Genomic DNA, 24,183 nt, shown 5'->3' with positions numbered 1-24,183 from the left:
TATTAGTCCCAGATCTTTAAAGACAGTATAACCCGGACAACTTTTTTTATTGTAAGCTTCTTATCCTAATTTCTGTTGATTTAATACCTGAGAGCAAGTCAATCAAATCATTTAGGTTTGTTTTACCAGTATGGTAAGGGTAAACAATTTTCGGTTTAAGCATCAAAACCGCCGATTTGAACATTTCTGGGCTCATTGTGTAAGGTAGATTTACGGGTAGGAATGCAATATCTATTGACCCAAAACTTTTCATTTCTGGTATATCCTCGGTATCTCCAGCTACATAAACCCTAAGGTTATCAAAAATAAAAATATAACCATTCCCCTCCCCCCTTGGATGGAAAGGCATTCCATTATTTCGCTTATTCACAATATTATAGGCTGGAACTGCAATAAAGCTAAAATCTGGTGTCTCAGTTGTATCGCTATTTGCCACAATAAAAGCATTTGCTTTGAATCTACTTTGTTTGGAGCAGGTTTTACTCCAATATATTTTTGTATCAAGTGTAAAAACCTTTGAAAGAGCAACAGAATCCAAGTGATCGCCATGGTGATGTGTAACAAAAACATAATCGGCCTTTGGTAGTGTATCGTAGTTGGCAAGCGCCGACCAAGGGTCTATATGTATTATTTTACCATTCCAATCAAACATTAGGGTACCATGACCTATGAAGCTTATACGCAATCTACTTTCATTTTGAGTAGTGAAATCATCATAGCTCTGGGCAGATGATTTAATACCAACACATGCTAGCAGCAACAATACAGCTATAGTTTTCATTTTCAACGATTTTGGCAACAACCAAAAATAAAAAAACCTTGTGACAATCACAAGGTTTTCAGGTAAAGTGCCCAGGACAAGACTCGAACTTGCACGCTTTTGACGGCGCCAGCCCCTCAAGCTGGTGTGTCTACCAATTCCACCACCTGGGCATATAAAAGTTTTTATTTCAACTAGGAGCTGCTTTCAACTCCAACTTAAACTGTTTTGCTTTCATTGGGTGGTAGTAACTCGTTTCACTCGGTTCCACCACCTGGGCATTAATTTCGGTGCAAAAATAATAACAAAATTATTTATTTGCACATCTAACTAAAAAAAAAATTTTGGTGCCCAGAACAGGACTCGAACCTGCACATCATTGCTGATACTAGTCCCTGAAACTAGCGCGTCTACCAATTCCGCCATCTGGGCATCAACAATATTATTTCAAAATCTAAAAGAACTCAAAGTTAAGCTTTTTTATTGGGTTACCTTCGGATGGCGGGAGCTCCTTCGTCGGTTCCGCCATCTGGGCATCTACAATATTATTTCAAAATCTAAAAGAACTCAAAGTTAAGCTTTTTTATTGGGTTACCTTCGGATGGCGGGAGCTCCTTCGTCGGTTCCGCCATCTGGGCGCTTTAAAGTTACAGTTCAACTTTGAAAATGCGAATGCAAAATTATAAAGAAATACAAAATAGGCAAGTAATGACAATATAAAAAAGGCCAGAACAATAATTTTCTGGCCCCTTACAATGTTTCAATATAAACTTATAGGTTTTCTTTGATATAGTTAGCCATTAGGGTATATAAATGCATAGTTGTGTTTCCACCCCTAATACTGTGATTTTTATCAGGATAAACCATGACATCGAACTGCTTTCCTGCTTGGACAAGCTTTTCTATCATTTCAATTGAATTCTGAAAATGGACGTTATCGTCGGCTGTTCCATGAATTAGTAAAAACTTACCTTTTAGTTTATCAACATGATTTATTGGGGAATTATTATCGTATCCAAGTGGGTTATCCTGAGGTAACCCCATATAGCGTTCAGTATATATGGAGTCGTAATACCTCCAGTTAGTTACAGGTGCAACAGCAATAGCCATTTTAAACACATCGGCGCCCTTAAACAAGCACAAGCTCGACATGTAACCACCAAAACTCCAACCCCAAATTCCTATGCGACTAGCATCCACAAATGGCAAAGTTTGAAGGTATTTGGCCGTTTCAATCTGGTCAATTGATTCGTAGTAACCAAGCTGTCCGTAAGTCATTTTTTTGAACTGTTCCCCCCTACCGCCAGTGCCACGTCCATCAACGCAAACAACCATATAACCTAAAGTTGCCAAATACTCGTCCCAACCTATTCTGAATCGGTCAAGTACAGTTTGAGAACCAGGTCCACTATATTGATACATCATTACAGGATAATGCTTAGTGCTATCAAAATTTAATGGCTTAACCATATAACCATTTAACTCTACCCCCTCTGATGTTTTAAAGGTAAAGAACTCCTTTTGTGGAATGTTATATTTGCTTAGTCGTTCCTTTAGGCTATGATTATCTTCCATTACACGAACCTGTTTACCTTTTGTAGTAAAAAGAACCACGCTTAAAGGTTCGGTAATTGAAGAGTTATAAATCATCACATACTTATAATTTCTTGAAAATACTGCTGAATTAGTTCCACTTTTAGATGATAATTTTTTTACCTTTCCTTTGAGATTTACTGAATAGATAGCTTTTCTAAGGGGACTTTGATCATATCCCTGATAGTAGATTGTATTTCGTTTTGTGTCAAAACCATATATAGCAGAAACCTCATTTGTTCCACTGGTAAGCTGAGTAATTTTCTTACTTTGAATATCATACAGATAGATGTGCATGTATCCATCACGCTCCGATGTGAGAATAAACTTTTTACCATCGGGTGTAATAGTAAGATAATCATCGCTAACCTCTTCTATGTAATACTTATTCGACTCAGAAAAAGCAACTTCCGAATTCCCTGTTGTAATATCAGCAACTAAAATATCAACCTTATTTTGTAGGCGATTTAAACGAATCATACATAGCTTATCGGACAAAGGCATCCATTTTATTCTTGCAATATATTGGTCGGTTTCAGGCCCTACATCCATTTTTTTTGTTGAATTGCTTTCCAAATCAAAAACATGAATTGTAACAATGGAATTTTCTTCGCCCGCTTTAGGGTACTTGAAAGTATAGTTTTCAGGGTAAAGTTCCCTGTTATAAGTAGTCATGTTAAATAGTTTCACACGACTTTCATCAAATCGATAAAATGCAATTTTTTTGGAATCAGGCGACCATTGAATGCCTGTTGTAAGAGCAAATTCCTCCTCATAAACCCAATCAGGATCTCCATTAATTATGCTATTATATTTACCATCAAAAGTAATTTGTTTCTCTTTAAACGTAAGCAAATCAACTATAAAAATATTATTATCGCGAACAAATGCTACCTTCTTACCATCTGGCGAAAAAGCAGCATTCATTTGAGCCCCATTATCTGATAACTTTCTTAATTCTTTTGTGTTTATATTATACACATAAAACTCGGCAGTGTAGGAACGCCTATAGATGGGTTTTACGTTTGTTGCCAAAAGAATCATTGATTCGTCGGACGAAAGTTCATAGCTAGACAAGCTCTTTAAATCAGAATTATCAAAAGAAGAAGGATCAAAAATCACTTTTTCCTGCTCGCCAGTGGATAGTTTAAAAACGGCTATCTGTCCTTTACTATTAAATGCAGAATAAAACTCATCGTTGTTCATTGGGTTTAAGCCCCAAATACTTTTAGCCCTAAAAGTTCCTTTTTTAAATAGTTCATCAAGTGTGATATTCTCTTTACTAACCTGAGCACTTACGCATTGAAAGCCCAGAATAACAGATAAAACTGCAATAATTACTTTTCTCATAACTAATAGATTAAGTTATTAATTAGATGATTATCTACTAAAACCGTTTAATACAAAATGCAAATAACTAAAAAAAGCAATTAAAAGAAAATGATTTTACTACATCTTTTAAAACGATTGCAAGTGTTAAATGGTGTGAAATGAGGACATAAGTTCCCCTATTCCATTTTTTTTGATAATTTTGTAAGCTCAGTAAGAATTTGTTAAAAACAAACCATATAGTTTAATTAAAAACCAGTAAATAAATGTCAAAAGTTAAAAGAGTTTACGTCTTTGGGAATAAGACGGCCGAAGGAAAAGCAGATATGCGAAATCTGCTTGGCGGAAAGGGTGCTAACCTAGCAGAGATGTGCCTTTTAGGCTTACCAGTACCTGCTGGTTTCACCATTACCACAGATACCTGTAACGAGTATTACAAAAATAACAATGAGCTACCAGCAGAGCTGATCCCTGAAATTTGGGATGCTATGGCCAAGGTAGAAGAAATGATGGGCATGAAATATGGCGACGCAGAAAATCCACTACTTGTAAGTTGCCGTTCTGGTGCTCGTAAATCAATGCCAGGTATGATGGATACCGTTTTGAATATTGGTCTTTGCTCTTCAACCATTCCTGGCCTTATCAAAAAAACCAACAATCCTCGCTTTGTATGGGACTCGTACCGTCGTCTTATCATGATGTATGCCGACGTGGTAATGGAAAAAGCAGAAGGTATTGAGCCAGAAGATGGAAAGGGTATCCGCAAAATTCTTGATGAGATACTTGATGAATACAAAGAGAAAAAAGGGTATAAATCAGATACCGATCTTACAGCTGATGACCTTCAGTTCCTTGCTGAGGAATTCAAAAAGACCGTGAAAAAGGTACTAGGCAAAGAGTTCCCCGACGATGCCAAAGAACAGCTTTTAGGTGGTATCAAAGCAGTTTTCAAGAGCTGGAATGGTAAAAAAGCTGTTTCGTATCGTAGGATTGAAGGCATTCCCGACGATTGGGGTACTGCTGTGAACGTTCAAACCATGGTATTTGGTAACATGGGCGATACCTCTGCAACAGGTGTTGCATTTACTCGTAACCCCGCTACTGGCGAGAACGTTTTTTATGGTGAATGGCTTGTAAACGCTCAAGGAGAAGACGTAGTTGCAGGTATTCGTACTCCAAACCCATTAAACAACGAAACAAAGAACGAGCAAAACAAGCACCTTCCAAGTATGGAAGAGCTAATGCCTGAAACCTATAAAGAACTTGTAGAAATCCGCAATACCCTTGAGAAAGCATTCAAGGATATGCAGGATATTGAGTTCACCATCCAGGAAGGTAAGCTATACATGCTTCAATGCCGTGCTGGTAAGCGTACTGGAACTGCGGCTTTGAACATGGCCATGGATATGTTACACGAAGGACTAATTGACGAAAAAACTGCAGTTTTACGTGTAGACCCAGCTCAACTCGATGAACTACTTCACCCAATCTGCGATCCTCAAGAGGAATCAAAGGTTAGTCCAATTGTTAAAGGTCTTCCTGCTGGACCAGGTGCTGCAGTAGGTAAAGTTGTTTTCACTGCTGAAGATGCAGTTGCTTGGAATCGTAAAGGTGAAAAAGTAATCCTATTACGTGAAGAAACTAACCCTGAAGATGTTGAGGGTATGCGTGCAGCTATGGGTATCCTAACTGCTCGCGGAGGCATGACCTCACACGCTGCACTTGTTGCTCGTGGTTGGGGTAAATGTTGTATTGTTGGTGCTGGTGCATTAAAAGTAAACTCCGCACAAAAGATTGCAAAAATAGAAGGCACCGATATCGAAATAAAAGAAGGCGATGTACTTACCCTAAATGGAACCAAAGGTAATGTTTACACAGCCGAACTCAAACTTATGGAAGCAACCGAGAACCCTCGTTTCCAGGAGTTTATGAAATTGGTTGACAAATACCGTCAAATGGGAGTTCGCACTAATGCAGATACTCCAGAGGATGCTAAGGTTGCTCGTGATTTTGGTGCAGAAGGTATTGGTCTGTTCCGCACCGAGCATATGTTCTATGGTAAAGGATCAGAAGAGCCCCTATTCCTACTTCGTAAGATGATTCTTAGCTCAACCGAGCAAGAACGTCGCAGCGCGCTTGATGAGCTATTTGTTTATGTTAAGCGTGACCTAAAGAACACTATGCTTGCAATGGATACCCTCCCTGTTACCTTCCGCCTGCTAGACCCACCTCTACACGAGTTTGTTCCACAAAGCAAGGATAAGCAAGAGGAACTTGCTAAGGCGCTTGGTATTTCAGTTGAGGCAATCCAAAAACGTGGTGAAACACTTCATGAGGTTAACCCAATGATGGGACACCGTGGTGTGCGTCTTGGAGTTACCTACCCTGAAGTTACCGAAATGCAGATTCGTGCTATTTTTGAGGCTACTGCTGAACTAATGAAAGAAGGCAAAACACCTAAGCCTGAAATTATGGTTCCAGTAACCTGCGATGTTTCAGAACTTGATTTCACTAAGAAGATAGTTGACCGCGTTTATGCTGAGGTTTGCCAGAAATTTGGTATCAATGCTATTGAGTATAAGTATGGTACCATGATTGAGATTCCTCGTGCTTGCCTACTAGCCGATAGAATTGCTAATACAGCCGAGTTCTTCTCATTTGGTACAAATGACCTTACCCAGATGACATTTGGCTTCAGCCGCGATGACATTGGTGGATTCTTACACGATTACCTTGATAAGAAGATGCTTTCAGCTGACCCATTCCAAACCATTGATCAGGATGGTGTTGGCCAGCTAATTGAAATGGGTGTTAAGAAAGGTCGTTCAACACGTCCTGAGCTTAAGGTAGGTATCTGCGGTGAGCAAGGTGGTGATCCTGCTTCTGTTGAGTTCTGCTTCAAGAATGGCTTAACCTACGTAAGCTGCTCACCATTTAGAGTACCTATTGCCCGTTTAGCTGCTGCTCAGGCAAGCATTAAATTTGGCAAATAATTAACACTTTTTGGCATACATTTTGTACTAAAACGTCCTGAATTCAGGACGTTTTTTTATTTAACTTTATAATGAAAAAATTAAGTTGCTGTTACTTTTCTCATTTATTTTACTTTTTGGTATTTTTCCTTTCATGTACGATTACTTATAGTCAGGAACATAAAAGTGATTCTGCTTGGATTGCATCCACTTACAATTATCTTCTAATGGTTGAAGCCGACTCAGGCAACATTGAAAAAGTTCGGACTCTACTTAACTTAGGAGCAGACCCCAACACCTGTGATGCTAATGGTGTTACCCCCTTAATGTTTGCCATTCAGAGTGGCAATACAGATGTTGTTGAACTTTTAGTTGAGAATGGGGCCGATTTAAACGCAGTTCCATACAATGGGAATACTGCACTTCATGCTGCAATATCAACCTTTAACGATACAATAGCCGAACTTCTGATTGAAAAAGGGGCTGATATAAATGTAAAAAATAATAAAAAGCTTACACCACTCCATTTAGCAGCATGGTATGGACTACCTTTCCTTACAGAATTACTTCTGTACAAAGGTGCAAAACCCAATGAACAAGACTTGGTTCAAAACACACCCTTGATGCTGGCAACATTCTCAGGAGCAATAACTTGCACCCAGCTACTACTCAAATACGGTGCAGATCCAAACATACAAGATAGAAAAGGGAGAACACCTCTAATGGTAGCATCACAATTTAACGATACTTCTATAGCAAAACTCCTTATTGAGTATGGTGCAGATATAAATATTATTGATGAAAACGGGGCTAATGCATTAAGTTATGCTATAGCATTCAGTGCAAATAATATTCTAAAATTGCTACTAGATTTTAATGCACACGAAACAAAACTCCAAAAAAGCTACTACCAAATTGCTCGTGAGTATAATAATACTGATGCCCTAAAAGCTTTATCCGAAATGGGCCTTAAAACTAAAATTAAACCAACACTATCGTCACTCTATGCTGGAAGTAGCATAACTTTTGCCCAACATGAGTTCCTGTGGGGTTTCTGCTTTGGTGGTGTTGAACAAATTTCACAAGTTGACCTTTCAGTAGGTTATTTATTTCGTCCATTTAAAATAGCTACACTTACAAGTACCGATGGACAGCTATACCAGTATTGGGAATATCGTCAAGTAATCCAATCAAGTATTAGTAAGAACTTTTACTTACTCTCTTTAAATAAATGCATGGTTAGGTCGTTTTTAAAAATCAACGCAGGAATGGAGTTCCGAAACTACCGAGGCACACATAAGGACCCTAGCAAACAATTCTCTTCAAACTTCAATGCTGGTATTTCATTTAAATTCAATATTATGGAATATTCTTTGGGATTTGGATATAACTTTAAAGAGGAAACCGGGAATAAGCCTTATTTTTATACCATTTCAGCCAAAATCCATTTTAACCAGTTAAAACCCAAAATTTTAAAGAAAAATGTCAACTACATTTGGTAAGCTAATAAAGGGCTTAATGATATTATCAGCTTTTACCACTCCCCTTTCGTGTGAGGATATTCATTCATTTATTGTTAACTGCGATGAATGCTATGAACTACGACCCGAAGAAACTGAAGTTTTATTAAGATTCACAATTAACAAGGAGAACCCAGAGGTTTATTTTGAGTTGTATAGCGGCGATGTTGATAATGGAACATTAATTTATAGTGGTTTTGCATCAAACAGTGAAGTTAAATTTTGGCTTCAAACAAACTCCTATTATAGCATAAAGGTATTCTATAAGAGTAAGGGAAGGAATATTATTGTAATTGATGGAACAACCGTTAAACTCAAATATGATAAATCGTCGTGCTCAACTCCTTGCTACACCATATCTGGAGATAAATTGGATGGGCGAATACGATATTAACCATGTTATACAACAATGTTCTATAACAATGTTATGAAACTATAAATAACATCTTCCATTTTATAAACAATATTTGTTACTTCGCCGTAAATATATAGTGTTTTTCAAAAAACACTTAAAAATTAATTTGCGGTGAAAAGGAAACTACTTATCAGGGATGTAACACTACGCGATGGTCAACAATCGCTATTTGCAACCAGAATGACCCAACAGCAAGTTGAAAAGGTACTACCTTACTATCGTGAGGCTGGATTTTATGCCATGGAAGTATGGGGAGGGGCTGTACCCGATTCGGTTATGCGATACCTAAACGAAGACCCCTGGCGCAGGCTTGAAAGCATTAAAGCAGCCATTGGAGATTCCTCAATGCTAACTGCGCTCTCACGTGGTAGAAACCTATTTGGTTATAACCCTTATCCCGAAGAGGTGATTGAAGGCTTTAACCGTAATGCTGTTAAGTCGGGTATTTCCATAATGCGAATTTTTGATGCGCTAAATGATACCAACAACATCCGCAGCACGGTTAAGTACGTTAAGGAGAATGGTGGTATAGCCGATTGCACCGTATGCTTTACAGTAGATCCTAAATTTTCTCGCAAGGAGAGAATAAAAGCCATGCTCAATGGCAAAGCTTTACCCAAAAAGATTTTCACCGAAAAGTATTATATAGCCAAGGCTAAAGAGTTAGAAGCCATGGGTGCCGATATAATCACCCTAAAAGATATGGCTGGATTGGTTACACCCGAACAAGCCGCTACAATTATTTCGGCATTAAAAAAGGAGGTTAAAGTTCCTATCGATTTCCATACACATTGTACTCCTGGCTATGGTCTGGCTGCGACTCTAGCTGCTATTGTTAATGGTGTGGACATTGTCGACACGGCCATTTGGAATTTTGCTGGAGGCCCTGCTGCTCCTGCTTTTGAAATAATTCAAATATTCTGCGATAAGCTTGATATTGAAACAGGAGTGAACCTGAAAGCTGTTTCAGCCATTAACTCTGAACTTAAAAACATTAGAGCCGAACTTAAGGAGCTAGATTCATACGAATTCCCAATAGATTTCGATATAACCAATTACGAACTACCTGCACGCATCGATAACCTTTTTGAACAGGCGATACTTTTTGCTCAATCTGGCAAGTACGACGACTTATTAGATACTTGTCAAGCCATTGAGCGCTATTTTAACTTTCCTGAACCCAATGAAAATGTAAAGGATGCTGAAATTCCTGGTGGTATGTATACCAACATGTTAGCCCAGCTCAAACAGTTAAAGCTTGAAAAATTGCTACCTAGAGTACTTGAGATCATACCAACCGTAAGGTTGGATGCAGGTTGCCCACCCCTTGTAACACCTACCAGCCAAATAGTTGGCGCACAAGCAGTAAACTGCGCCATAGATGAAAGCAAAGGTTTACCTTTTTACACTAACAAATCAACTCAATTTGTTAACCTTGTAAAAGGACTTTATGGTAAAACTCCTTTACCCATAGACCCTAAGTTTCGACTAAAGATTGCTGGTGTTGAAGAAGAAACACCATATGATACTTCAAACTATAAAAAACAGCCTAATCCTTCTTTTCCTGAGTATGGCGATAATGTAAAACTAGCATCAAACGAAAAGGAGGAACTTTTGCTTGAACTATTCCCCACTGTTGCGGAAAAGTACCTTCGTAATAAAATCGTAAACCATTACGAAACGTTAAAGCGCCAAAAAGAGGAGGAAGAACAGCGCAAACTTATGGAAGAAAAACAAAAATATTACTCTATGACCGAAGAGCAACGTTGGAAAAGATTAATGGAAGGTTTACAAAAATATTTCTGTTAACAGACCATATGTTTAGGTTAGTGTTTAGGTAGAAAGAGGCTGTCTCAGTATCGAGACAGCCTCTTTTTTTTATCTCTTCTCAATCTCGTTATTCATTGGCGTGATATCTATACTGGTATCGTAATCGCCTAAAAGCCATTTGCAGAAATAATCGCCCATTAGCCAGAAGTAGTATTCCGTCATATCGCCATAGCCATGTCGCTGACCAGGAAACATGAAGAAATCGAACCTTTTATTAGCACGAATTAATGCATTAGCTAAGCGAATAGTATTTCCAGGATGTACATTGTTATCAATCTCGCCAGTTGTAAGCAACAAGTGCCCTTTCAGATTTTTGGCAATCTGCGAGTTCTTCTCAATGCTATATTCAAAAGATACATTTCCCGCAGTGTCAGCAACCTCTTTCACACCATGATGTTTTTCACTCCACCAACGGTTGTAAATGTTGTTTTCGTGGTTACCAGCGTTGGCTACCCCAACCTTAAAGAAATCGGGATAGGTGAGCATGGCTGCTGCTGTCATGAACCCTCCACCCGAGTGGCCATGGATTCCAACACGGTTAATGTCGATAAATTTATGGCGATAAGCCAAATGCTCGGCTGCGGCTTTCTTATCTGCCAAACCATAGTTTCTTAGATTGCCATAACCATAATTGTGATACCACTTTGAGCGAGCAGGATGCCCTCCCCTGTTACCAACAGTAATCACAATAAAACCAAACTGCGCTAAACGATCGATTCGGTCCATTCTTGTAGAGAACGATTTGTTTACCGCTTCGGTTTGGGGTCCTGGATATACATAGAGTATTAACGGGTATTTCTTAGTTGAATCAAAATCGTAGGGCTTGTACATTACACCATACAAATCGGTAATACCATCGGCTGCCTTTACTGTAAAAGGTTCAGGAAATTTGTAGCCTGCCTCAAAAAGTAAACTTAAATCGGCCTCCTCGAGGAATAAAACCTCATTTCCTTGATTATCAATTAATTTTGCTTGTGGTGTGGTGTTAACCCTAGAGTAGTTATCTATAAAGTATCGCTGGTTATCGTCCATACTAATTCTATGATTAAAGTTCCCTTTGTTCAACAGCTTCAATCCAGAACCATCAATGTTTACTCTATATAGGTGCACGTAGTAAGGATCTTCTCCTTTCTCCCTGCCATTTGCAAGGAAGTAAAGGGTTTTAGTTGCCTCATTGTATCCAACTAAACGCTCACAATGGTATGGACCGCTTGTAATTTGGCGGATAAGTTTTCCCTGATTATCGTAAAGATAAAAATGTCCCCAGCCATCGCGCTCCGACCAGTGAATTATCTCCTTTTCGTTATTTATCAACTTAATACCCTTAAAATCGATATATGTGTTTAAACGCTCCTCGATAACTGTTTTTACCTCACCTGAATTTATATCAACATAACAAACATCAATTCGCTTAAGATCGCGTGAAGTTCGTTGAAAGTAAAGCCTATCGTTATGTTTAGAGAGCCAACGCGTTGGTATATAATCATCATCACGTTCACTTGCTAATCGGCGGTAGTTGAGAATTGACACATCCTGATCCTTAAAAGCAGAAATATCGGGCCGTATAACGGTATCCCTATTATTCATATCAAAAATAAGTAGCTCATCCTTAGGGGCTTCTTTTTCCCCTGGCATGTGATACTTGTATGTTTCCAAGGTTGGACGAGGTTTACTTAATGTTTTTATTACCCAGAGCTCCTTAACATTTCGCATATCTGTACGTACCATGGCAAAGTATCGGGAATCGTGCGACCAAGTTACATATGCATACTTTCTTTTATCCTTATTCTTTTGTTCCTCAACATTATCTTCGCCACGCCACGATGAACCATAGCTGTAATACTTTTCGCCATCGGTTGTTAGCTGATGCTCAACAATAGTTGAATCCTTTTCGTTCTTTTTAGCCTTCTCGTAATTTTCCTTATCCATCCAGTAGAGGTTGTGGTTCTTGCTATAAACCACATACTCTCCGTTAGGAGAAATGTTTGCCCATTCGGGATTTTCTTTTGGCTTTTTATAGTCATCGAGCAGAACTAACTTTTTTGATGCTAAATCAAACTCGAAATAGTAAGTTTTCTTTTCTTTTTTCTTTTTTGATTTAACAGATTTTTTCTGGGTCATATCTCCTTCCTCGTCATCGGTCTTATCCTCATCAACAAGGGTACTTTTTACCTCAAGCTGGATTACCTTTTCATCCTTAATAAACTTTATTTTTTTTATAGGTAGATGCTGTGCATCAAATGGTTCTTTAGTCAACCTCGATAGTTGGGCCGCCATATCTGCATTATCGAAAAGAAGGTTTTTGGTCTTTTTAACTGGGTCGACTATGTAGTAGGTTTTTCCATTAGGTGTTTCAAAACTATACCAAAAACGCGTGCTATTCTTTAGCCAATGAGCATCAACATAAGTACTAAAAACCATACTTTTTAGTTTCTTAGGCGAGAAACGAGCGGGCAGCTCGTAATTAGCCTTGGCTACCAGTTCCTGTTGTCCATAAGAGAATTGAAAACAGAGGGACAATCCTAAAAGCAGTGTGAAAAATTTTCTCATCTTTTTCGATTTAATTATTGTTTTTAATTTGATTCAAATAGCGACAAATAGCTTAATTTGTGTTAAACTATTTTTTAGTGAGACTATCTATATTGAATGAAAACAGAAAATGAGAAACTTGTTCAAGGGAAAAATTTATAATGAAACGGTTCAATGAAGAATTAGCAAACTTGTATCATCATAATTAATTCATGATAAAATGAAAAAGTTTATAATCATTTCGATTTTTGCAGCTATGCAACATTCAAGTTTTGGACAATACTTCCCTGTAACCATAGCCGAAGCCAGCAACTATCAATCTACATCTACCTATAAAGATGTGATGCAGTACATCGATATGTTACAAAAAGCCTCTAAACTAGTTAGGGTTGAAACCATTGCAACGAGTACCGAGGGCCGAGAAATACCACTCCTTATCGTAGCTAACCCTTTACCAAAGAAGCCAAGCGATGTAGGCAATAGAATAGTTGTGTACATACAGGCTAACATTCATGCTGGTGAGGTGGAAGGAAAAGAAGCCTCGCTTATGTTTGTCCGCGACCTTTTAAAAAATCCCAAAAATCCTCTACTTAAAGATATTGTTTTACTTGTTTGTCCTATACTAAATCCCGATGGAAATGAAAGGATTAGCCCCGAGAATCGTCCTTGGCAAAATGGGCCGATTAATGGGGTTGGGGTTAGGCACAATGGTCAGATGCTCGACCTGAATCGTGATGCGATGAAACTTGAGAGCCCCGAAATGATTGGTGTTGTTAAGAACGTGCTAAACCGTTGGGACCCAGCAATTGTTATGGATTGCCACACCACCAATGGCTCGTATCATCAGGAGCCTGTTACCTTTACCTGGATGATGAACCCCAATGGCAGCCGAAAGCTTATAAACTACATGCGCGATAAGATGATGCCCTGGGTATCAAATCAGCTATCGGCCAAATACAAGACTCTTAACTGTTTCTACGGTGAGTTTATCGACCAAAGAGATTACGAAAAGGGATGGATTTCGTATGCATCGGAGCCACGATACTTCACAAACTATGTTGGCCTAAGGAACAGGTTAAGCATTCTTAATGAGAACTACGTTTACGCTCCCTTTAACGAACGCGTTCAGGGATGCTACAACCTTATTTCATCGGTATGTGATTATGCCAGGGAAAATGCCATGGAAATTAAAAAGTTGCTTAACGAGGCTGATAACGAATCAAAACAGCTCGGTAATCCTTTAAAAAAGCATGAGTTTGCCCTTACCTACAAGGCAGAACCCACGCCAAACTACGTAACCATACTATCCTACGAAGCAGAACCCTACACAGATGAAAATGGTCGGGAGCGATTCCGTAAAACCGACCGCAAAAAAACGGTAACCATACCCTACTATGCCGACTACTATGCCACTCAAACTACAAGCATACCTTACGGCTACATTATTAGAAAAGACATCCAGGTTGTTAATCTCCTAAAAAGCCATGGAATAAAGTATGAGATGCTAACCGATACGGTAACACTAAATGTAGAACAATTCAATATCGACTCACTTAAGCCCTCGCATAGGCTAAACCAGGGGCATTATAACAATAACATTTACGGTAGCTTCACCAATACAAATGTGCGTTTTGATTCGCAGTACCTTTTGGTAAAAACCTCACAGAAACTTGGCAGGTTAGCCACCTATCTGCTTGAACCAAAATCGGATGATGGATTGATTTATTGGAATTTCTGGGATCGTTACCTTGTTCCCCAATGGGGAAGACGATACTACCCCGTGCCCGTTTACCGGCTTAAAAAAGGCAGCATAAAGCTACGAACAGTAACCCCATAAAAGCAAAAAATCGACCTAAAAAGGTCGATTAACAGAGCCGATGACGAGAATTGAACTCGTGACCCCTTCCTTACCAAGGAAGTGCTCTACCTCTGAGCTACATCGGCAGAGTTGTGGGGAGAGCAGGATTCGAACCTACGAAGGCATACGCCAGCAGATTTACAGTCTGCCCCAGTTGGCCACTTTGGTATCTCCCCAGCATTTCAATTTTCGCGCTGCAAAAGTAATACTTTTGATAAAACAAGCAACCCTAAGCACTACTAGTTTTAGCAAAAACAACACATTAAATATTTACCTTCTTGAGATACAAAATCATAACCCTTTGTAACCAATCCAAAAAAAGTAAAGGATGCCAATTCTATTAACTTTTCTGAAATATTGTCACTTCGTATTCGATTAAATATTTAACCATTATGTAGGAAGCACAATATAAAGCAGTTTAGTGTGCTGTATTATAATAATTCTAAATGGATGTAAACACGTGCAAAACGAAAAGTAACAAACAAATCGATCTTTGATTTTTAAAAAAACAAATATTCGCTTATTGTTTTATATTTTTCCCTTACACTTGGTTTAATAAAACATATAGCGTTTCCATCCATAAACGGCTTTAAGCGAAAAGAAGTAGTGTATATTAAAAAAAGTGTGTTTACACCCTAAATTACGGCACTAAATAGTTTATTAAAAATTTAACCAGTAGTTAGGGGGTTAGAATAATACCACTTTTGCATATAAAAAGATTGCGTACCTTAAAACAATATGTTTTTCTCTAGCTAAAGTAAATAAACAGCAGCAAAGCAATTTCTTAATAATCAACCTATTGTAAACGCAGCCAGAAGAAAAATTTGATTTGAATAGGGATTGAAAATTAGACTTGCTTTTGTGGGAATTGAGAAATTGGAGCTAAGTTTAATATCCTTTTTCATGGTAATTCCTGTGTTAACAATGGCTGCTCTCTTTGCGTAGTAGCTTTTAAAAGGGGTTCCACCTAGATGAACTAATAAATTTCCAGAGTTTGAATTAAGAATTTGATACTGAAGTTCAAAATAGGTTGAATAAAGGTTTTTATTTGATATTTCATCCCTATCATAGCCATAGAACATGGTAGAAAGCAACAGGTCGAAAGGAAATTTTTCGGTTCTACTAACAGTTACAATAGCATCAAGGGTGTGGCGTGTTTTGCTATTGCGAAACACCCAAAAGTCGCTCTCCCACCCTATAGTATCTATTGGATTATAGTAATCGTAAATGGCAATATCTATATTTTTATACCGATATCCTACAAAAACATCTATTTCTTGAACATTCTCTGTTCCAAGAGAATAAGAAGCCCAAAAACCAGTATAAAATTTTTTTATGTTAAGTTCGATGGTTGGTTGGATGGCAGGCGAAGTATTATTTCGCATTCCACGCCATAGGTGTCTGCTAACAAAATCGAACTTAAGGTTGGGCTCAACAAAATTATCCTGTCCCTTAACTGTTAATGCTGGGAGCAATACAATGCAGAAAAATAAAGGCAATTTCATTCCAGAAATTTTTGCTGCAAATTTCCAAACTTACACGAGAAGAAATTGTACAACTTCCTATGTTTTATAACCAGTTTATGATTTTTTAACCTCAACCACAATGAATCAGTAATGTATATGGAAAGCAAAGGGAAAAATATCAAAAAAACTTTTCATTAAAATTCACAAGATAAACCTTTTGCTTAGCCCGCGTAAACGCAGTGTATAACCATCGTAGATACTCACGCGAGAGCATCTCATCGGTAAAAAATCCCTGATCAATAAACACTGTGGGCCATTGGCCACCTTGAGCCTTATGACAGGTAACTGCGTATGCAAACTTAGCCTGCAAGGCGTTAAAAAATGGGTCGGATTGCATCTTTTTAAACCTCGCCTTTTTTGTTTTGATATGCATGTAATCGGCCATAACCTCGTGGTAAAGATTTTTCATGCTTTTCCTGTCGAGCGATGGCCCGTCCATGTATAATGAATCGAGAATTAGCTTGGCATCAAACTCCTCGTAGTCGTGATCGGGTAGTTCAAGGGTAACATCGGCAAACCGAAAACCATAAAGTTCTTGACGTTTACCAATTCTCTTTACCCTGACAATCTCGCCATTTGCTATAAAACCAATTTTTGGCCGGTCGTTAACCCAAAAGTAGTTATTTCGAGCAACCATTAAATAATCACCAATGCTTAGCTCCTCTTCATGGTAAAGAATCTTGGAACGAATACCCTGGTTGTACCTGTTAGCTCGTTTATTTGAATAGCATATAACAATGTTGCCCTCGCGGCCATTTTTATCGTACTCATCGGAAAGATATTCAAGCAATTCACCACCTGTAATTCTAACAACATCACCATTATAGGCTGTTTTGAACCTAGGATAGGTAATTTTCATCTCATCAATGAGATGGCGAATCTCGGTTGCATTTAGAAGTATGCCTGAATCAAGTTCTTGTCGAATAACCTCATTTAAAATAGCGTACCAAAGTTTCAACCCAAGCATTTCAAGGTTAGCCTGATCCAATGCGGGGCTAATATCTAATCCAACCGGGGGTAACTGCGCTGTATCGCCTACAAGCATCAGCTTGCACCCTTGTCCCATTCTAACATACTCAATTAAATCGTTCAAAAGTTTACCCGACCCAAAAGCGTTATCCTCGAATGATTGATTAGAGATCATTGACGCCTCATCAACAATAAAAATTGTATTCTTACTCTTATTAAAATTGAGAGAGAATCTTCCAAAACCATCGCTGCTCGATTGCTGTCTGTAAATTATTTTATGAATGGTGTAAGCATTATTACCAGAGTACTCGGCAAGCACTTTAGCAGCACGCCCGGTTGGCGCTAGTAGCTGAAACTTTATTCCAAACTTCGACAGGGCCTTAACATAAGCTGCTATTATTGTGGTTTTTCCAGTTCCAGCATACCCCTTTAAAAGCATGCACTCATCGCCATTCGTTTGTACTGTAAAGTCAGCTAAAACATTAATTGCCTCGAGCTGACCAACTGTTGGTGCAAAACCAAGATGTTCTACTATCTCCTTAATTACGTGTGTTTTTATCACGGATGCACAATATTTTTTGTAAAATAGAGTTCGAAATTTAGCAGATGTTTTTAAATTTGCAGGCAAACATAAACTAAAACTAGGAAAATGAAAACAGTTTATCAAATTGTTCTTGGAGTTATAATAGTTATCTTAGGATACTTACTGTATGAGAGTATAATGGCTCCCATTCGTTTTGACAGAGAGAAAAAACGTCGCTACAGCGCAACGATTGAACGTTTAATTAACATCAGAACTGCCCAGGATGCATACCGCTCACGCTATGGCAAGTATACCGGTAGTTTTGATACCCTTATTGATTTCATGAAAAAGGGTGAGATCAAAGTTGTTAAACAAATCGGATCAGAAGATGACTCATTAGCAGTTGCTTTAAAAAAGGTTTACCGCGACACCATTCTTATTCCTGTTCGCGATACCATTCTTAAAGGTTATCCTTACGATTCATTGCGATTTGTTCCATTTACAGGCGACACCTTTGAACTTGCAGCAGGTGAACTAAACACTCAATCGGGTATTAAGGTTAAAGTATTTGAGTGTAAAGCACCTAACAAGGTTATCCTTAAAGGACTTGACCGTCAAGAAATCATTAACCTTGATGACCTAGCCAAAAAGCTTGACAAATATCCTGGTTTGAAAGTGGGATCGCTAACCGAAGCTACCAACAACGCTGGTAACTGGGAATAAACCTTAGTATGCAAGGAATAGATATCATAGACGAATCCTTTGATAGGGACAGAACTTCAGCATACGAACTATCCATTCAGGTTTCCCTGAATGGATTTTCGTATGCCGTTAAGGATACTATTCGTAATACATTTATTGCACTTTATACCGAAGAGTGGGAAAATCACACTTTAGGTAATATTGATTTTAGAAAATTTATTGATAGCTTATCGGAAGCTAAACCATGGATAAAAGAAGAGTTTAAAAAGGTAATAGTTGCCTTTGATAGCCATCTTTTTACCCTTGTGCCTAACAGCCTATTTGAGCCAGAAAAAGCAAAAGAGCTATTTAACTTAGCTCACCCATTCCCTGAGTACTGCGAAATTAGATTTATTGATATCACTGAAAATAATGCTAAACTAATTTATTGCGCCCCTACAGAATTTATTAACGAATGGCACAAACTTCACCCCAAATCTATTTATACTCATTCATTACAATCTTTTATTAAAGCTGGACCAATTTACTCATCGAAGAATTTGGTTCAAATTGATATCAGCGATAAGGAGATAACCACTATTTGCCACAACAACAATGCATTAGTCTTTGCTAACACTTATGCTTGCTCAACTACAACTGATGTTGTTTACTATGTAAACAGCGCAATTAAAGCTGTATTTGATGATAATACTGACGATTTACATATAAACATAACTGGTTCAGGAAAGATATTAAATGGCTTAACGGAAGAACTCCATAAATATTTTAAAAACGTTACGCACCAGGCAGATTACTATAAACCTGTTTTTTTCACCTACCGTATATTGCGTCATAGAGTTGATTACTTCAAGCTTTTCAATCTTGGAACAACATGCGAATAGTTTCCGGAAGATTAAAAGGCCGGCATATTAACCCGCCTAAATCGTTTCGAGCTAGGCCAACTACCGACTTTGCCAAAGAGAGTATATTCAACATCATTTCAAACAATTTTGATTTTGAAGGCCTAAAAGTCCTTGACCTTTTTGCTGGAACAGGAAGCATAAGCTATGAATTTATGTCACGCGGAGTAGAATTTACTGATTCCGTTGAAAAGGATTTTCACCATTGGCGATTCATACAAGATACCAAGCAAAAGCTGGGTTTAGATAATTTAAATCCAATTAAAGGTGATGCTTATAAGTTTATAGCAACCTGTTCGAAAATTTACGATTTGATATTTGCTGACCCTCCATACAGCATGGAAGGAATTGAAAAATTGCCTGAACTAATACTAAACAGCCAAATTCTTTCTGAGAATGGCTGGTTTATACTAGAACACTCCAACAAATACGACTTTTCAGATTATCAACATTTTAAGGAAAAACGTATTTATGGGAGTGTAAATTTTAGCATTTTTGAGAAAAAAATTCGCTAAATCGCTTGCAAGATTAAAAACTAGGTATTACTTTTGCATCGCTTTTGAAACGGAAAGCCACAGAGATTGAAAGAATGGTCCGGTAGTTCAGCTGGTTAGAATACATGCCTGTCACGCATGGGGTCGCGGGTTCGAGTCCCGTCCGGACCGCAACAAAAAACCTCGAGATATCTCGAGGTTTTTTATTTATCTAACTTCTTTTATCATAGCATTTTACTAGATCCAAAATACTAACAGCATAACAATCTCATTACCAAAAAAATTAGTAAATCTCACGTTTTGAGAAGAAGAAACTCCACTCACGTTCGGCATGCTCATAGCTGTCGGCAGCATGTACTGTATTGTGAGTAGTGTCAGTTCCGAATCTATTCCTGATTGTACCCTCTTCTGCCTCAGCTGGATTGGTCTTTCCAATGAGTTTCCGAAGCGACTCAACCGCATCAGGTTTTTCAAGGACCATAGCCATTACAGGACCCGAACTCATAAAGGTTGTTAACCTGTCAAAAAACTCTTTCCCCTTATGTATATCGTAAAACTCCTCTGCTTTCGCCTTGGTAAGCATAGTAATCTTAATCCCTCTTATTTTAAACCCCGCCTTTAAAATCTCTAAGAGAATATCGCTTACCGTATCGTTTTTAAACGCATCGGGCTTTATCATGCAAAAAGTAAACCTAGTGTTCATAGTATTGTTAATTTATTTTCTAAAATAGCAAATATTAAGTAAATCACAAAACTTATCTTTGTAAGATAAAATATGAATAATATGACACTTAGAATCGATCAAAGTCTGCTTGAATTATTGAAGGAGGAGCTAACTCAAGCCAAGAAAATTATTTTAACCTCACATTATAACCCCGACGGTGATGCTATTGGATCTGTTTTGGGCTTATACCATGTACTAAAGCAACAAGGATTAAACGCAGAAATGGTATCACCAAATGATTTTCCTACGTTTTTATCATGGTTACCAGATGCTAGCAATATATTGATTTTTAGTAAAGATAAGCTAAGAGTAGAACAAACCTTTGGGGATGCAGACCTTGTAATCTGTCTTGATTTTAATGGCTACAAGAGAGTTGAAGGGATGTCTTACCTGCTTGAAGTTACAAAAGCTAAAAGAGTGCTAATTGATCATCATCCTGAACCGGAAAGCCCATTCGACATAAAATTCTCATTTACCGAGGTAAGTTCAACAGCAGAACTTGTATACGAAATTGCATCACAACTTTTTGGAGATAATGCGATAAATTACGATAGCGCAGTAAGTATTTTTACAGGCATTATGACCGATACAGGCTCGTTTAGCTATGCATGTTCTCGGGAAAGAACCTTTGAGATTGCAGGAAAACTTATTGCCAAGGGAATAAAGGTCGAAGATATTCAAAGTAATGTTTACAACAACTTCTCAGAAAATAGAATGAAGCTTTTAGGCTTTTCGCTAGCTGAACGGATGAAAGTTTTCCCTGAATTCAAAGCCGCATATATATGGCTTACAAAAAACGATTTAAAAAAGTTCAAATATCAGATAGGAGATACCGAAGGATTTGTAAACTACCCCTTATCGATAAACGGTATTAACTTTTCTGTTCTTTTTACTGAAAATGATAGCTATGTTAAAGTATCGCTCCGTTCAAGAGGGAATTTCCCTGCCAACGAGTTCTCAAGGAAATACTATAATGGTGGTGGGCACAAAAACGCAGCGGGAGGAAAATCATTTGTAAGCATGGATGAAACCCTTAAACAATTCGAAGAGCTACTCAAAATCCACTCTAACGAGCTAAATGCTTAAACCATGAACAGATTAGTAACCATTGCTCTGCTAGCTTCATTGATTTCTTGTACACACAATCAACAAACTAAAAAATTACCCGTTCCAAAAAGCGAAGTAAAAAGAAAATTACTTGGCATAAACCAAAAACTTGTAGATAAGGATAAGGAAGAGATACTTGCATACATAAGCAGGCAAAAGTTGACAATGGTTCAAAGCCAAAGCGGATTGTTCTATTACATATTTGGTAAAGCAAAAGGCCCTAAGCCCAAAGCTGGCAATGTTGTGGTTTATCACTATCGTATTAGCCTTTTAGATGGAACCGAATGCTATAAATCGGAGCCAAACAAACCCGAAAGCTTTGTTGTTGGACACGGAGGTGTTGAAACAGGGCTAGAAGAAGCTATAAAACTTATGCATAAAGGACAAAATGCTATCCTAATCCTTCCTCCTCATTTGGCTCACGGGCTTATAGGAGATTTAGATAGGATTCCTCCGCGCTCATCAATTATTTACGAGGTTTCCCTTATCGACGTACTTAAGTGAAATATTTCTTATTTTTACAAAGAATTAAATACATTAATACCTAAAAGATGAAGATTAAACAAACCGTATTTGCATTGCTAGGAATTGGTTTACTATTATCGGCATGCAACAATGAATCAAAGCTATACCCAGGTTACAGCGTAACACCAACAGGGATTCACTACAAGCTAATAGCTCTTGGGGAATCAAATAAGAAAGCCGAGATTGGGAACTATGTTACCGCTATAATATCATACAGCACAAATTCTGACTCGTTATTTTTTAAGGGAGTTAGGCAATTTCAGCTAACCAAACCTGAATATGAAGGGGCAATTGACGAGTGCTTTTTAATGCTATCGGAGGGCGACAGTGCTTCATTTTACATACAAGCTACACCATTTTTTGAGAAAACTTTGGAAACCACACTCCCAAAATTCATCAACCCTGATGATTACATGAGAGTAGATATTAAACTGCTTGAGGTTAGCTCAGAAGAAGAGTTCAAAAATCAAATGGCAGCCTTCCTCAGCTGGATTAACGATTTTGGCGAGTATGAAAAAGTTATCCTTAAGCAATATCTCGATGGGCAAAAAATTGATGTAAAGCCCACCGAGAGTGGTCTATATATCATACCAAAAAATCATTCGAAAGGCCCTATAGTTGAAGTTGGCGATACTGTTACCATACATTACGAGGGCCGATTTTTGAATGGCAAATTCTTCGATTCCACTCGTAAAAGAGGCGAAGCTTTTCAGTTTGTTTATGGCCAAAAATGGCAGGTTATTCCTGGATTAGAAGAAGCTATCGGAAGAATGCGTGAAGGGGAAAAAGCAATGCTAATTGTACCTTCCCATTTAGCATTCGGGCAGCAAGGCAACTCTAATGGTATAATACCTGCATTCACATCAGTAATTTTTAATTTAGAGATTGTAGAAGTGAAAAAGGGCACCCCTAATGAAACCGAACATGAATAGCCTGAAAAATTCAGCAAGTAATTTAAACATGAATAGTAAAACAATTTTTCTTATTGGATTTCTTCTCTTTTTTTTCGCTTGCGACAACTCCTTGGAAGAGGATAAGAAATACTCCGAAATATCAAGTATAGAAAGCTATATTAGTGGTAATAATTGGACTTACGAGGTTAAAGATGATGTATACCATGTTATAAAAGATAAGTATTACGGCTACCAGCTAAACTATGGCGATACTATATTATTCTGGTACAAAGGCTATACTATAAAGTCTCCAATTGTAGTTTTCGACACAAACATTAAAGATGAAGCATTAGCAGCAAAGCTCGACACTTCGGTACGAAGCCTTGAGCCATTCAGAGCAATTATTGGGAAAACTTCGCTATTAAAAGGGCTCGAGAAAGGTTTGCTGCTTTGTAGGGAGAATGAATCAACCACCATCCTATTCCCTTCGAACCTAGGCTATAAAGATAATACCATGGGCCCAGTTGAACCTTGGTCGAGTTTAGCCTTTGATGTAGAAATAATTTACCACAATGGCCCAGGAAAAGTAAATGAGCAAAACATAATTAATAGCTTAAATCTAGATGGATACAAGCAACATTCATCTGGATTATATTACAAAATAACTACTAACACAGGGCTTGCCACCCCTACTGAGAATGATACCATTTACGGCCAATATGAAGTAAAAACACTTAGCGGTATAACCATAGAATCAAACAAAGCAAATTCAGACGAGCCTATTGCTCTTAGCTCATTAGATTTAGAAGCCTTAAAAATTGGCTTTACGCTTACAACAACAGGGGGAAGCCTTGAAATCATAGCTCCCTCACCTTTAGCATATGGAAAGGAGGGGAATGATATAGTTGATCCGTATACTCCTGTCGAGGTTATAGTAAAACTCGATAGTATTAAAAACAATTAACTTTGAAATGAATATGTAAATAGTATATTTGCATGAAATTGAATTTTTAAC

The 24,183-nt window shown here is 38.0% G+C and carries 18 protein-coding genes and 5 tRNA genes; 13 read left to right on the top strand and 10 right to left on the bottom strand.

Going from position 1 to position 24,183, the window contains the following annotated elements; translation table 11 throughout:
* Positions 1 to 46: 46 nt before the first annotated feature.
* From FHG85_RS05880 to FHG85_RS05865, 4 genes are all read right to left on the bottom strand, one after another.
* Entirely contained in the window at positions 47 to 781 is a 735-nt protein-coding gene (locus FHG85_RS05880; protein ID WP_173073928.1) for an MBL fold metallo-hydrolase, read from the bottom strand.
* 68 nt (positions 782 to 849) lie between these two features.
* Positions 850 to 933 (bottom strand) — tRNA-Leu (locus tag FHG85_RS05875).
* Between the two features lie 172 nt (positions 934 to 1,105).
* A tRNA-Leu gene (locus FHG85_RS05870) sits at positions 1,106 to 1,192 on the bottom strand.
* Positions 1,193 to 1,531: 339 nt separating this feature from the next.
* Positions 1,532 to 3,703, bottom strand: coding sequence for a S9 family peptidase (locus FHG85_RS05865; RefSeq protein WP_173073926.1), 2,172 nt, complete (start codon positions 3,701 to 3,703; stop codon positions 1,532 to 1,534).
* Between the two features lie 245 nt (positions 3,704 to 3,948).
* On the opposite strand from FHG85_RS05865, the gene ppdK reads away from it, so the two are divergent.
* The 4 genes from ppdK to FHG85_RS05845 all read left to right on the top strand — a co-directional run bounded on the left by ppdK (position 3,949) and on the right by FHG85_RS05845 (position 10,398).
* Positions 3,949 to 6,675, top strand: a complete 2,727-nt coding sequence (gene ppdK, locus FHG85_RS05860) for a pyruvate, phosphate dikinase (RefSeq protein WP_173073924.1) — start codon at positions 3,949 to 3,951, stop codon at positions 6,673 to 6,675.
* A 71-nt stretch (positions 6,676 to 6,746) separates the two neighbouring features.
* Positions 6,747 to 8,156: an ankyrin repeat domain-containing protein gene (locus FHG85_RS05855; protein ID WP_173073921.1), complete on the top strand. Its 1,410-nt coding sequence runs from the start codon at positions 6,747 to 6,749 to the stop codon at positions 8,154 to 8,156.
* A complete protein-coding gene (locus FHG85_RS05850; protein ID WP_173073919.1) occupies positions 8,137 to 8,568 on the top strand; it encodes a hypothetical protein in 432 nt (143 codons plus the stop codon). The genes FHG85_RS05855 and FHG85_RS05850 overlap by 20 nt, the downstream gene beginning before the upstream one ends.
* 132 nt (positions 8,569 to 8,700) lie before the next feature.
* Entirely contained in the window at positions 8,701 to 10,398 is a 1,698-nt protein-coding gene (locus FHG85_RS05845; RefSeq protein ID WP_173073917.1) for a carboxylase, read from the top strand.
* A 69-nt stretch (positions 10,399 to 10,467) separates the two neighbouring features.
* Here FHG85_RS05845 and FHG85_RS05840 read toward each other — a convergent pair whose 3' ends face one another.
* Positions 10,468 to 12,969: a S9 family peptidase gene (locus FHG85_RS05840; protein ID WP_173073915.1), complete on the bottom strand. Its 2,502-nt coding sequence runs from the start codon at positions 12,967 to 12,969 to the stop codon at positions 10,468 to 10,470.
* A 199-nt stretch (positions 12,970 to 13,168) separates the two neighbouring features.
* Here FHG85_RS05840 and FHG85_RS05835 point away from each other — a divergent pair, with 199 nt between their 5' ends.
* Entirely contained in the window at positions 13,169 to 14,785 is a 1,617-nt protein-coding gene (locus tag FHG85_RS05835) for a M14 family metallopeptidase (RefSeq protein WP_173073913.1), read from the top strand.
* A gap of 35 nt (positions 14,786 to 14,820) precedes the next feature.
* Here FHG85_RS05835 and FHG85_RS05830 read toward each other — a convergent pair.
* From FHG85_RS05830 to FHG85_RS05815, 4 genes are all read right to left on the bottom strand, one after another.
* A tRNA-Thr gene (locus FHG85_RS05830) sits at positions 14,821 to 14,892 on the bottom strand.
* Between the two features lie 7 nt (positions 14,893 to 14,899).
* Positions 14,900 to 14,982 (bottom strand) — tRNA-Tyr (locus FHG85_RS05825).
* 615 nt (positions 14,983 to 15,597) lie between these two features.
* Entirely contained in the window at positions 15,598 to 16,311 is a 714-nt protein-coding gene (locus FHG85_RS05820; protein ID WP_173073911.1) for a hypothetical protein, read from the bottom strand.
* A gap of 139 nt (positions 16,312 to 16,450) precedes the next feature.
* Entirely contained in the window at positions 16,451 to 17,863 is a 1,413-nt protein-coding gene (locus FHG85_RS05815) for an ATP-dependent DNA helicase (protein ID WP_173073909.1), read from the bottom strand.
* An 87-nt stretch (positions 17,864 to 17,950) separates the two neighbouring features.
* Between FHG85_RS05815 and FHG85_RS05810 the strand changes: the two genes are divergently transcribed.
* The 4 genes from FHG85_RS05810 to FHG85_RS05795 all read left to right on the top strand — a co-directional run bounded on the left by FHG85_RS05810 (position 17,951) and on the right by FHG85_RS05795 (position 20,090).
* Positions 17,951 to 18,547 (top strand): hypothetical protein, encoded by a 597-nt coding sequence (locus tag FHG85_RS05810; protein ID WP_173073907.1) that lies wholly within the window; start codon positions 17,951 to 17,953, stop codon positions 18,545 to 18,547.
* Positions 18,548 to 18,555: 8 nt separating this feature from the next.
* Entirely contained in the window at positions 18,556 to 19,407 is an 852-nt protein-coding gene (locus FHG85_RS05805) for a DUF3822 family protein (RefSeq protein WP_173073905.1), read from the top strand.
* Positions 19,398 to 19,940, top strand: a complete 543-nt coding sequence (locus FHG85_RS05800; protein ID WP_173073902.1) for an RsmD family RNA methyltransferase — start codon at positions 19,398 to 19,400, stop codon at positions 19,938 to 19,940. The genes FHG85_RS05805 and FHG85_RS05800 overlap by 10 nt, the downstream gene beginning before the upstream one ends.
* Before the next feature lie 76 nt (positions 19,941 to 20,016).
* A tRNA-Asp gene (locus FHG85_RS05795) sits at positions 20,017 to 20,090 on the top strand.
* 112 nt (positions 20,091 to 20,202) lie between these two features.
* Here the strand turns inward: FHG85_RS05795 and ndk are convergent.
* Positions 20,203 to 20,622 carry a nucleoside-diphosphate kinase gene (gene ndk, locus FHG85_RS05790; RefSeq protein ID WP_173073900.1) on the bottom strand — a complete coding sequence of 140 codons (420 nt, stop codon included), beginning with the start codon at positions 20,620 to 20,622 and terminating at the stop codon, positions 20,203 to 20,205.
* An 81-nt stretch (positions 20,623 to 20,703) separates the two neighbouring features.
* On the opposite strand from ndk, the gene FHG85_RS05785 reads away from it, so the two are divergent.
* The 4 genes from FHG85_RS05785 to FHG85_RS05770 are packed head-to-tail and all read left to right on the top strand — an operon-like array spanning position 20,704 to position 24,132.
* Positions 20,704 to 21,729, top strand: coding sequence for a DHH family phosphoesterase (locus FHG85_RS05785; protein ID WP_173073898.1), 1,026 nt, complete (start codon positions 20,704 to 20,706; stop codon positions 21,727 to 21,729).
* A gap of 3 nt (positions 21,730 to 21,732) precedes the next feature.
* Positions 21,733 to 22,254, top strand: coding sequence for an FKBP-type peptidyl-prolyl cis-trans isomerase (locus tag FHG85_RS05780; RefSeq protein ID WP_173073896.1), 522 nt, complete (start codon positions 21,733 to 21,735; stop codon positions 22,252 to 22,254).
* A 47-nt stretch (positions 22,255 to 22,301) separates the two neighbouring features.
* Complete coding sequence (locus tag FHG85_RS05775) at positions 22,302 to 23,207, top strand: FKBP-type peptidyl-prolyl cis-trans isomerase (RefSeq protein ID WP_173073893.1); 906 nt, start codon at positions 22,302 to 22,304, stop codon at positions 23,205 to 23,207.
* A complete protein-coding gene (locus FHG85_RS05770; RefSeq protein WP_220429243.1) occupies positions 23,200 to 24,132 on the top strand; it encodes an FKBP-type peptidyl-prolyl cis-trans isomerase in 933 nt (310 codons plus the stop codon). Before FHG85_RS05775 ends, FHG85_RS05770 begins: the two co-directional genes overlap by 8 nt.
* Positions 24,133 to 24,183: the final 51 nt, after the last annotated feature.

It is taken from the genome of Tenuifilum thalassicum, from assembly GCF_013265555.1.
Taxonomy (GTDB): Bacteria; Bacteroidota; Bacteroidia; order Bacteroidales; family Tenuifilaceae; genus Tenuifilum; species Tenuifilum thalassicum.
The sequence above is the reverse complement of the archived record's forward strand: the minus strand, read 5'-3'. Positions and strand labels throughout refer to the sequence as shown.

Excerpts from the sequence above, each read along its gene's own strand:
- FHG85_RS05880 (WP_173073928.1), bottom strand. The coding sequence starts at position 781 with ATGAAAACTATAGCTGTATTGTTGCTGCTAGCATGTGTTGGTATTAAA.
- FHG85_RS05865 (WP_173073926.1), bottom strand. The coding sequence starts at position 3,703 with ATGAGAAAAGTAATTATTGCAGTTTTATCTGTTATTCTGGGCTTTCAA.
- ppdK (WP_173073924.1), top strand. The coding sequence starts at position 3,949 with ATGTCAAAAGTTAAAAGAGTTTACGTCTTTGGGAATAAGACGGCCGAA.
- FHG85_RS05855 (WP_173073921.1), top strand. The coding sequence starts at position 6,747 with ATGAAAAAATTAAGTTGCTGTTACTTTTCTCATTTATTTTACTTTTTG.
- FHG85_RS05850 (WP_173073919.1), top strand. The coding sequence starts at position 8,137 with ATGTCAACTACATTTGGTAAGCTAATAAAGGGCTTAATGATATTATCA.
- FHG85_RS05840 (WP_173073915.1), bottom strand. The coding sequence starts at position 12,969 with ATGAGAAAATTTTTCACACTGCTTTTAGGATTGTCCCTCTGTTTTCAA.
- FHG85_RS05835 (WP_173073913.1), top strand. The coding sequence starts at position 13,169 with ATGAAAAAGTTTATAATCATTTCGATTTTTGCAGCTATGCAACATTCA.
- FHG85_RS05820 (WP_173073911.1), bottom strand. The coding sequence starts at position 16,311 with ATGAAATTGCCTTTATTTTTCTGCATTGTATTGCTCCCAGCATTAACA.
- FHG85_RS05810 (WP_173073907.1), top strand. The coding sequence starts at position 17,951 with ATGAAAACAGTTTATCAAATTGTTCTTGGAGTTATAATAGTTATCTTA.
- FHG85_RS05805 (WP_173073905.1), top strand. The coding sequence starts at position 18,556 with ATGCAAGGAATAGATATCATAGACGAATCCTTTGATAGGGACAGAACT.
- FHG85_RS05800 (WP_173073902.1), top strand. The coding sequence starts at position 19,398 with ATGCGAATAGTTTCCGGAAGATTAAAAGGCCGGCATATTAACCCGCCT.
- ndk (WP_173073900.1), bottom strand. The coding sequence starts at position 20,622 with ATGAACACTAGGTTTACTTTTTGCATGATAAAGCCCGATGCGTTTAAA.
- FHG85_RS05785 (WP_173073898.1), top strand. The coding sequence starts at position 20,704 with ATGACACTTAGAATCGATCAAAGTCTGCTTGAATTATTGAAGGAGGAG.
- FHG85_RS05780 (WP_173073896.1), top strand. The coding sequence starts at position 21,733 with ATGAACAGATTAGTAACCATTGCTCTGCTAGCTTCATTGATTTCTTGT.
- FHG85_RS05775 (WP_173073893.1), top strand. The coding sequence starts at position 22,302 with ATGAAGATTAAACAAACCGTATTTGCATTGCTAGGAATTGGTTTACTA.
- FHG85_RS05770 (WP_220429243.1), top strand. The coding sequence starts at position 23,200 with ATGAATAGCCTGAAAAATTCAGCAAGTAATTTAAACATGAATAGTAAA.